Below are 8,934 nucleotides of genomic sequence, written 5' to 3' on the forward strand. Positions count from 1 at the left end.
CGGTGTCCACGCCTGGATCGACTCGGTGAGCGCCTTGGCCGCGCCCCGGTCCACCGGGTCGTTCGAGGTTCCGAGCCACACCACGAACCAGCGTTGGGCGGTCCCGCCGTTGGCCGCGCCGATGACACCGGTCCAGATCTGGCCGTTGGGCTTGGATGCATCGCTGAACTTGACTTCGTAATACGACGCGCTGCCGGTGCTGCCGTTGCTCCCGGTGAGCGGCGTGGCGTCCTGGTTGATCCGGGTGCCGGGATAGGGCATGAAGAACTCGCCCATGTCCGAGCCCAGCCGCACGGCGGCCTTGGCATTGTTGGCTTCCGCGCTGGCGTAGAGCTTTTGGTCCAGGCGGCCCATCACGATGCGGGTGTCGTTGGCGACGGCCGGTGGCTGGTCGGGCGCCGGCGGCGGGCCGGTGACCTTGCTCAGCAGCGCCGAGCCGTAGTCGAGGTGCGACGCGTCCGACTCCACCCAACCGCCGGGCAGGACGTAGCTGAATCCCCCGACCGCGTTGGTGATCCGCCCGGCGTTCGGGTCGGCCGGCGGTGGCGGCGGCGCGTTCGGGTCGACGGGGGGCGGCGGTGCGCCGTTCGGGTTGAGCGGCGGTGGCGGGGCGGCGTTGGGATCGCCGGGTGCCGGTTGCCCGTTCGGCGCCTGGGCGGCCGGCGGCACCGCGGGCGCCGGGGCGCCGGGTGGGGCCGTGGCCGTGGTTGGCGGGACCGGGGTCGGCACCTCGGGATCGGCGCTCGAGGTTGCCGGCAACGCGATGGCGACGGCGCTGGCGCCGGTCATCGTGGTGATTGCCAGGGTCGTCCACAGTCCTTTGCGACGGGTCGAGGTCGGATCCACCTGCTCCATGGCGACGAACCTACCGTGTTACCGCTGTGACGCAAGGATGCATTGCGACGAATGCTGCGCGGATTTACCGATGTTGCCAATGTGCAACCTTCCTCGGGCGGCGCGGCCACGCGCGGCGCCGTCACCGGGCGGCGGGATGCAGCGTCACTTCGTGCGCCTTGACCGAGAACCACACCCGGTCGCCGGGCACCAACTGCAGCTCTGAAGCGGCGTCGACGGTGATCTCCGCGGCCAGGCCCGGGGCGCCGTCGGGTTGCTGGGTACCGCGTACCAAGACCGCGGGGCCGCGGACATCCATCTCCGCGACGGTGACCTCCACGGTGTTGCGGGGGCTGCCGTGCGGCCGATCGCGGTAGACGGCCACCGCCGTCGGCGAAAACACTGCGATCGCATGTTGGTCGGGCGAAAAGGCTTGGCCGCTCTGTGCGGGGGCCGCGTACCAGCGGTCACCGGAGTCCGCGTGCAGCGAGCCGTCACGGCCGACGGCTCCGTTCACCAGGTTGATGCCCGCGATCCGGGCCGCGAAATGACTGCGTGGTGCGGTGAGAACGTCTGGCACCGGCCCGATTTCGGCGATTCTGCCCGACTCCAGCACCAGGACGCGATCGGCCAGGGTGAACACGTCCAGCAGGTCGTGGGTGACCAGGACCGCCGCGCAGCCGGTGCGGGTGATCACCCGGCGCAGCACGGCCCGGATCGCGGCCGCCGCGGCGACGTCGAGCCCGGCCAGCGGTTCGTCGAGCAGCAACACGTCGGGTTCGGCGGCCAGCGCCCGGGCGATCGCGACCCGCTGGGCTTGCCCGCCGGACAGCTGGCGCGGCTTTCGGTCGGCCAGGTCCTCCGCGTCCACCTCGCGCAGCCACCCCAGCGCCGTGTCGGATTTTCCGGTGCGACCCGCCCGCCACCGCCCCCGCTGACTGTGCGGTCCGAAACCGACGTTGGCGGCAACACTCATGTGCGGGAACAACAGCGCATCCTGCAGCAGCAGCCCGACCCGGCGATCGTGTGTCGGCACGCTGACGCCGGCCGCGGTGTCGGTCAGGACCCGGTCCCCCAGCCGCACCACCGCGTGGTCGGGCTGGAGTAGTCCCGCGATGACATGCAGCACCGTCGATTTGCCGGCACCGTTGGGGCCGAGCACGGCGAGCACCTCGCCCGCGGACACCGAGAACTCCACGTCCACGTCGCGGTCCGTGACGACCGCCCGTAGCTGCAATTCGCTCACGGTTGCCCCGTGTCAGCCCCGGCCAGCCGGCGGGTGCCCAGGCCCAGCACCACCAGGGCCGCCACCACCACCAGCAGGATCGACAGCGCCACAGCGGCATTGGCGTCGGTCACCCGCTGCAGGTAGATCTCCAGCGGCAGCGTGCGGGTCACCCCCTGGCGGGATCCCGCGAAGGTCAGTGTCGCGCCGAACTCGCCCAGCGAGCGGGCGAACGCCAGCACCGCCCCCGACACCACGCCCGGCAACAACAGCGGCAGGGTGACCCGCCACCACACGACGCTCGGGCGCGCCCCCAGCGTCGCGGCCACCAGCTCGTAGTCGGCGCCAGCGGTGCGCGCGGCACCCTCGAGGGAGATGACCAGAAACGGCAGCGAGACGAAGGTCTGGGCCAGCACCACGGCGGTGGTGCTGAACGCGATCCCGACGCCGGCGGCCTCCAGGTACCGGCCGAGCAGCCCCAGCCGGCCGAACGCGTAGAGCAGCGCGATGCCACCGACCACGGGCGGCAGCACCAGGGGCAGCAGGATCAGCGGGCGGAGCAACCGGACCACCCGCGCCGTGCTGCGCGCCAGCACCAGCGCCATCGGCACCCCGAACACCACGCACAGCGCCGTGCTGGCGGCGGCGGTCTTCAGGCTCAGCAACAGCGCCGTTTTCGACGACGAGCTGGTGATCAGCGACCAGAAATGCGGCCAGTCGACCTTGACCGCGATGGCCAGCAACGGCAGCACCACGAAGACGGCCCCCGCCGCCGCGGGGAGGTACACCCAGCGGGGCAGGTCCGTCGGCCGGTGCACGGGCGGCTCAGGGTTTCGCGAAGCCGGCCTGGGCCAGGATCTGCTGACCGGTCGGCGAGGTCACCAGGTCGACGAACCTGTGTGCCTGCGCGGCGAGCGGCGCCTTCTTCAGCACGCCGATGGGATAGACGTTCACCGCGGCGGCGGCCTCCGGGAAGGTTACGGTCGCCACCTTGGCACCGGCGTTCCTGCCGTCGGTGACATAGACCAGCGCGGCGTCGGCCTGACCACTGGTGACCTTATTCAGGGCGTCGGTCACGCTGGGTTCCTCGCTGACCGGGTTCAGGCGCACGCCCGTGCGGTCTTCGACGCGGTGGGCCGCCGCCCCGCACGGCACCGGCTGCTGGCAGGTCACGACGTTGAGGCCGGGTCTGGCCAGATCGGCGAAGGAGCCGATTCGCTTCGGGTTCCCCGGTGCGGTGACGATGACCAGGGTGTTCGACGCAAAGTTCGTCGGGTCGCCGGCCAGCAAACCGGCCTTGCCGACCGCAACCATCTGCGCGGTGTCGGCCGAGGCGAACACGTCGGCCGTTGCGCCCTGCGTCAGCTGGGTCGCCAGCTCCGAGGAGCCGGCGAACTCGAAGTCGACGCTCACCCCCGGATTCTGAGCCTTGAACTGCTGGCCGACCTGGGTGAACGCCGGCTTGAGCGACGCCGCGGCGAACACCACCACCTTGCCGGAGGCCTGCGAGGGCTGCGCGGGTTTCGAACCGCATCCGATCGGCCCCGCTGCCAGCACCATCCAAACCACAGCGGCCAGGATCCCGATCCGACGCATGGATGCACCCTAGCCCGCCGATGATGCGGTGCGCTCGGGGGTTGAATCGCCGCAAGAAAGTGCGCGGGAAAGTTGCGGCCGAATAGTTACACAACTGATCCGCGCGTCGCGCAGGCGAAAGTTTCGCCGGCTAGCTACTGTCCAGTAACATATCGGGGGATCGATGCCATAACGCGCGTGCACACGAGGAGGTCATGGCAGTGGAGGTGCTGGTTACCGGCGGAGACACGGAGCTGGGGCGCACGGTAGCCGAAGGCTTCCGCGATGACGGCCACACGGTGACCTTGGTGGGCGCGCGCAAGAGCGACCTGGAGATCGCCGCCAAGGAGTTGGAAGTCGAGTCGATCGTCTGCGACACCACCGACCCGGCCAGCCTGGAAGAGGCCCGTCCCCTGTTCCCGCATCACCTGGACACCATCGTCCACGTGCCCGCGCCCACCTGGGAGGCCGGCGACCCGCGCGCCTATTCGATCGCCGATACCGCCAACGCGTGGCGCAATGCCCTTGACGCGACGGTGCTTTCGGCGGTGCTGACCGTCCAGGCCGTCGGTGATCACCTACGTTCGGGCGGCTCCATCATCAGTGTGGTGCCCGAGAACCCACCGGCCGGCAGCGCCGACGCCGCCATCAAGGCCGCGCTGTCGAACTGGGCCGCGGGCCAGGCAGGCATCTTCGGCACCCGCGGCATCACCGTCAACGTGGTTGCGAGCGGACGCAGCGCCGAGGCCGGCTACGACGGGCTGTCGCGCACGCCGGCGCCGGTGTCCGCGGAGGCCGCCCGGTTGGCGCTGTTCCTGACCACCTCGGCGGCCCGCCACATCACCGGCCAGACGTTGCACGTGAGCCACGGCGCGTTGGCCCGTTTCGCCTGAGGCGTAACACGCCGCGCGCCCTTCTTTCGGGCAGGGCCGGTCGCTACGGTGAGTCTCGTGGCTATTCGACTTGGTCTGCAGATTCCCAACTTCTCCTACGGCACCGGGGTTGAACAACTCTTCCCCACCGTCATCGCCCAGGCCCGCGAAGCCGAATCAGCCGGATTCGACTCGGTTTTCGTGATGGACCACTTCTACCAACTGCCGATGTTGGGTTCACCCGACCAGCCGATGCTGGAGGCCTACACCGCCCTGGGGGCGCTGGCCACCGCCACCGAGCGGGTGCAGCTGGGCACACTGGTGACCGGCAATACGTATCGAAACCCGAGCCTGCTCGCGAAGATCATCACCACGCTGGACGTCGTCAGCCAGGGACGGGCGATCCTGGGCATCGGCACCGGATGGTTCCAGCTCGAGCACGACCAGTTGGGCTTCGAATTCGGCACCTTCACCGACAGGTTCAACCGGCTCGACGAGGCCCTGCAGATCATCTTGCCGATGATCTCCGGCGAGCGGGCCACCGTCTCGGGCGAGTGGTACCAAACCAGCGAGGCGTTCGCCAATCCCCGCTTCCGGGAACACATTCCGCTGATGATCGGCGGCAGTGGGGAGAAGAAGACAATCCCGCTCGCCGCCCGGCATTTCGACCACCTCAACGTGATCGCGGGTTTCGACGAGCTGCCGCGCAAGGTGGACGCCGTGCGCCGGTCCTGCGAAGAGGTGGGCCGCGACCCCGCCACGCTGGAGACCAGCGCGCTGATCACGGCCCTGATCGACGACAACGCGAGCCTCGACCAGATCCCCGCAGAGATGACGCAGCGCATGGTTGCCGGCACGCCGGACGCGGTCGCCGATCAGCTCAAGTCCAAGGTGATCGACGCGGGCATCGACGGCGTCATCATCAACCTGCCCGCCTACAGGCCCGGCGTCATCGAGGCGGCCGGCGCGGCACTGCGTCCGCTCGTGGGCCTGTAGCTCTTTCGCCAGCTCAGCGCCCCGGTCAGCGGAGCATGACGAGTATCACGTCGGGCGACCAGCAGTGATACAGACGATGTGTTTGATTACACATGTTGCCAGCTAGGTATGGGGGTATCCGCCTGACTAGCGTGGTCGTTGACTGCAGTCGCGCGTCCAGAAGCCCCCGTCAGGAGCAGCGGAAACATGAGCCCCCAGCCAGGAACCACAGATGGACCGGAGCGTCGTCACCAGGTCGTCATCATCGGCTCCGGCTTCGGCGGACTGAACGCGGCCAAGAAGCTCAAGCACGCCGACGTCGACATCAAGCTGATCGCCCGGACCACGCACCACCTATTCCAGCCGCTGCTGTACCAGGTGGCGACGGGCATTGTGTCCGAAGGCGATATTGCACCCCCCACCCGGGTGGTGCTGCGCAGGCAGCGCAACGTCCAGGTGCTGCTCGGTGACGTCACCCACATCGATCTGGAGGGCAAGTTCGTGGTGTCCGACCTGCTCGGGCACACCTACGACACCCCCTACGACAGCTTGATCATCGCCGCCGGTGCGGGCCAGTCCTATTTCGGCAACGACCATTTCGCGGAGTTCGCGCCGGGCATGAAGTCGATCGACGACGCGCTCGAGGTGCGCGGCCGGATCCTGAGCGCGTTCGAGCAGGCCGAGCGCTCTCGCGATCCGGAGCGGCGGGCCAAGCTGCTGACGTTCACCGTCATCGGGGCCGGCCCCACCGGCGTCGAAATGGCCGGGCAGATAGCGGAATTGGCGAAGGACACGTTGCGGGGCTCCTTCCGGCACATCGACTCGACCAAGGCCCGGGTGATCCTGCTCGACGCCGCGCCCGCCGTGTTGCCGCCTTTCGGCGAAAAGCTGGGCAAGCGCGCGGCCGACCGGCTGGAAAAGATGGGCGTGGAGATCCAGCTGGGTGCGATGGTGACCGACGTCGACCGCAACGGCATTACGGTCAAGGACTCCGACGGCACCATCCGGCGCATCGAATCGGCGTGCAAGGTCTGGTCCGCAGGCGTGTCCGCCAGCCCGCTGGGTCGCGACCTCGCCGACCAGTCGTCCGTCGAACTCGACCGCGCCGGCCGCGTCAAGGTGCTGCCCGACCTGTCGGTCCCCGGCCACCCGAACGTGTTCGTCATCGGCGACCTGGCCGCCGTCGAAGGCGTGCCGGGCGTGGCGCAGGGCGCCATCCAGGGCGCCAAGTACGTCGCCAGCACCATCAAGGCCGAGCTCGGCGGCGCCAACCCGGCCGACCGCGAGCCCTTCCAGTATTTCGACAAGGGCTCCATGGCCACGGTGTCGCGGTTCTCCGCGGTCGCCAAGATCGGCCCTGTTGAGTTCAGCGGGCTGTTCGCCTGGTTCGCGTGGCTGGTGCTGCACCTGGTGTACCTGGTCGGGTTCAAGACCAAGATCAGCACCCTGCTGTCCTGGACGGTGACATTCCTGAGCACCCGTCGCGGCCAGCTCACCATCACCGAGCAGCAGGCGTTCGCCCGCACGCGGCTGGAACAGTTGGCGGTGGTCGCCGCCGAGGCCAACCGGCCGGCGGCCAGACGCGCCAGCTAGGTTGCCCGACAGCGTAATTCAACGACGGCGGACGTGACGGGCCGACCTCTCAGCGGATCTCGAGGTTCTGCAGTCGCACCTGACCGCGGGCGACGACGCGGTCGTCGTCGTCGGTGATGGTGACCAACCACAACTGCTGGCTGCGGCCGCGGTGGATCGGCTCGACGGTGCCGTACACCATGCCCGAGCCGATCGAGCGCAAGAAGTCGGTGTTGTTGTTGACGCCCACCACGTTTCCGCCGCCGCGGGTGGCCAGCCAGGTGTAGGCGGCCACGCTCGCCATGCTTTCGATCATCGAGCAGTAAACGCCGCCGTGCACCAAACCCATCGGCTGCAACAGCTTGGGGGTGACCTCGAGTTGGGCCCGCGCACCGTCGGGGCCCAGTTCGGTGAACTGCAGCCCGATCTCGCGGTCGAAGGGTGCGGAGAAGTCCGGCGGGATGATGGCATTCTGCGGCTCTGGCACGTCCATGTGTCTACACCATGGCCCCGCAAACGTTTTCGCCGTGGGACTTTGGCCCCGAAAACGGCTGAGCCCCGTGCCTGATGGCACGGGGCTCGCCGATCGAGTAGACCGGGGGTCGCTGCAGCCCTCAGGACACTCACACGGTCCGTTATCGCTCGACTCGATCAGCATAGGCAAGGCTGCCCTAACTTCGCAAGGGGTATTGTTCTTCGTGTTCGCCCCGGGGGGCGCGCGCGTCGGCCGACACAGTGATTTGTCAGCCTTCCGTACGACCGTCGGTAGTAAGCCGGAGTACGCTGGTTTCGACGCTCAGGAGATGAACGAACTATGGCCAAACTGACTCGGCTGGGGGATCTGGAACGGGCCGTCATGGACCACCTGTGGTCCACGCCCGAGCCTCAGACCGTTCGCCAGGTCCATGAGGCGTTGTCGGCGCAGCGCGATCTCGCCTACACCACGATCATGACCGTGCTGCAACGGCTGGCCAAGAAGAACCTGGTCTCGCAGATCCGGGACGACCGGGCGCACCGGTACGCGCCGGTGCACGGGCGCGACGAGCTGGTCGCCGGACTCATGGTGGACGCGCTGGCCCAGGCCGAGGATCCCGGGGGCCGACAGGCCGCGCTGGTGCACTTCGTCGAACGGGTCGGCGCCGACGAGGCGGAGGCGCTGCGGCGCGCGCTCGCCGAACTGGAAGCCAATCAACGCAATAACTCACCATCTGCTGGCGCTGCACCGGAGGCCTGAGGGACACTTACAGTGTGTCCGCGCTGGCTTTCACCATTCTCGCGGTGCTACTGACCGGTCCGGTGCCGGCAATGTTGGCACGCGCGCGCTGGCCGCTGCGCGCTCCCCGCGCCGCCATGGTGCTCTGGCAGGCGGTCGCACTGGCCGCGGTGCTATCGGCGTTCAGCGCCGGCATCGCGATCGCCACCCGGCTGTTGATGCCCGGCCGCGACGGGCGACCCACGACCAGCATCGTCGGCGCCGCCGACCGCCTCGGCTGGCCGCTGTGGATCGCCTACGTCAGCGTGTTCGCCCTAACCGTGCTGGTCGGCGCCCGGCTGATCGCCGCCGTGGTCCGGGTGGCCATCGCCAACCGGAAGCGACGGGCCCACCACCGCATGGTGGTCGACCTGGTCGGAGTCGGCCACGGTGCCGCGCTGTCGCAGCCCTGCGCCCGCACCCGCGATCTCCGCGTGTTGGACGTCCCACAACCGCTGGCCTACTGCCTGCCCGGCGTGCGCAGCCGCGTGGTGGTCAGCGAGGGAACGCTGAGCACCCTCGCCGACGCCGAAGTAGAGGCGATCCTCACCCACGAGCGCGCCCACCTTCGGGCGCGGCACGACCTGGTGCTGGAGGCCTTCACCGCCGTGCACGCGGCCTTCCCGCGG

At 69.0% G+C, this 8,934-nt stretch carries 10 protein-coding genes; 5 read left to right on the forward strand and 5 right to left on the reverse strand.

Annotated elements, in window-relative coordinates:
* The 4 genes from DQP58_RS24635 to modA form a co-directional block, all read right to left on the reverse strand.
* On the reverse strand, positions 1-855 hold an 855-nt coding region (locus DQP58_RS24635; RefSeq protein WP_112710736.1), incomplete at its 3' end, for an alanine and proline-rich secreted protein Apa.
* Positions 856-976: 121 nt separating this feature from the next.
* Positions 977-2,080, reverse strand: coding sequence for a sulfate/molybdate ABC transporter ATP-binding protein (locus DQP58_RS24640; RefSeq protein ID WP_112710730.1), 1,104 nt, complete (start codon positions 2,078-2,080; stop codon positions 977-979).
* The gene (locus tag DQP58_RS24645) at positions 2,077-2,877 is read right to left on the reverse strand and encodes an ABC transporter permease (protein ID WP_066872799.1); all 801 of its coding nucleotides are present in this window, start codon (positions 2,875-2,877) and stop codon (positions 2,077-2,079) included. Before DQP58_RS24645 ends, DQP58_RS24640 begins: the two co-directional genes overlap by 4 nt.
* A gap of 7 nt (positions 2,878-2,884) precedes the next feature.
* Positions 2,885-3,655, reverse strand: a complete 771-nt coding sequence (modA, locus tag DQP58_RS24650; protein WP_112710731.1) for a molybdate ABC transporter substrate-binding protein — start codon at positions 3,653-3,655, stop codon at positions 2,885-2,887.
* Between the two features lie 194 nt (positions 3,656-3,849).
* Between modA and DQP58_RS24655 the strand changes: the two genes are divergently transcribed.
* The 3 genes from DQP58_RS24655 (at position 3,850) to DQP58_RS24665 (ending at position 7,074) form a co-directional block, all read left to right on the forward strand.
* A complete protein-coding gene (locus DQP58_RS24655; protein WP_112710732.1) occupies positions 3,850-4,527 on the forward strand; it encodes an SDR family oxidoreductase in 678 nt (225 codons plus the stop codon).
* Between the two features lie 57 nt (positions 4,528-4,584).
* Positions 4,585-5,502: an LLM class F420-dependent oxidoreductase gene (locus tag DQP58_RS24660; RefSeq protein WP_112710733.1), complete on the forward strand. Its 918-nt coding sequence runs from the start codon at positions 4,585-4,587 to the stop codon at positions 5,500-5,502.
* Between the two features lie 186 nt (positions 5,503-5,688).
* Positions 5,689-7,074: an NAD(P)/FAD-dependent oxidoreductase gene (locus DQP58_RS24665; protein ID WP_112710734.1), complete on the forward strand. Its 1,386-nt coding sequence runs from the start codon at positions 5,689-5,691 to the stop codon at positions 7,072-7,074.
* Between the two features lie 49 nt (positions 7,075-7,123).
* Here DQP58_RS24665 and DQP58_RS24670 read toward each other — a convergent pair whose 3' ends face one another.
* Positions 7,124-7,546, reverse strand: coding sequence for a PaaI family thioesterase (locus tag DQP58_RS24670; RefSeq protein ID WP_430916595.1), 423 nt, complete (start codon positions 7,544-7,546; stop codon positions 7,124-7,126).
* Between the two features lie 321 nt (positions 7,547-7,867).
* Here DQP58_RS24670 and DQP58_RS24680 point away from each other — a divergent pair, with 321 nt between their 5' ends.
* A complete protein-coding gene (locus tag DQP58_RS24680) occupies positions 7,868-8,287 on the forward strand; it encodes a BlaI/MecI/CopY family transcriptional regulator (protein ID WP_066872787.1) in 420 nt (139 codons plus the stop codon).
* Positions 8,288-8,301: 14 nt separating this feature from the next.
* The coding region (locus tag DQP58_RS24685) for a M48 family metalloprotease (RefSeq protein ID WP_112710735.1) at positions 8,302-8,934 on the forward strand (633 nt) is incomplete at its 3' end.

The organism is Mycobacterium colombiense, assembly GCF_003284975.1.
In the GTDB taxonomy this organism is placed as follows: Bacteria; Actinomycetota; Actinomycetes; order Mycobacteriales; family Mycobacteriaceae; genus Mycobacterium; species Mycobacterium europaeum_A.

What these genes read in the sequence shown, in the direction of transcription:
- DQP58_RS24680 (WP_066872787.1), top strand. Translation starts at nt 7,868, where the DNA reads ATGGCCAAACTGACTCGGCTGGGGGATCTGGAACGGGCCGTCATGGAC.
- DQP58_RS24655 (WP_112710732.1), top strand. Translation starts at nt 3,850, where the DNA reads ATGGCAGTGGAGGTGCTGGTTACCGGCGGAGACACGGAGCTGGGGCGC.
- modA (WP_112710731.1), bottom strand. Translation starts at nt 3,655, where the DNA reads ATGCGTCGGATCGGGATCCTGGCCGCTGTGGTTTGGATGGTGCTGGCA.
- DQP58_RS24670 (WP_430916595.1), bottom strand. Translation starts at nt 7,546, where the DNA reads ATGGACGTGCCAGAGCCGCAGAATGCCATCATCCCGCCGGACTTCTCC.
- DQP58_RS24665 (WP_112710734.1), top strand. Translation starts at nt 5,689, where the DNA reads ATGAGCCCCCAGCCAGGAACCACAGATGGACCGGAGCGTCGTCACCAG.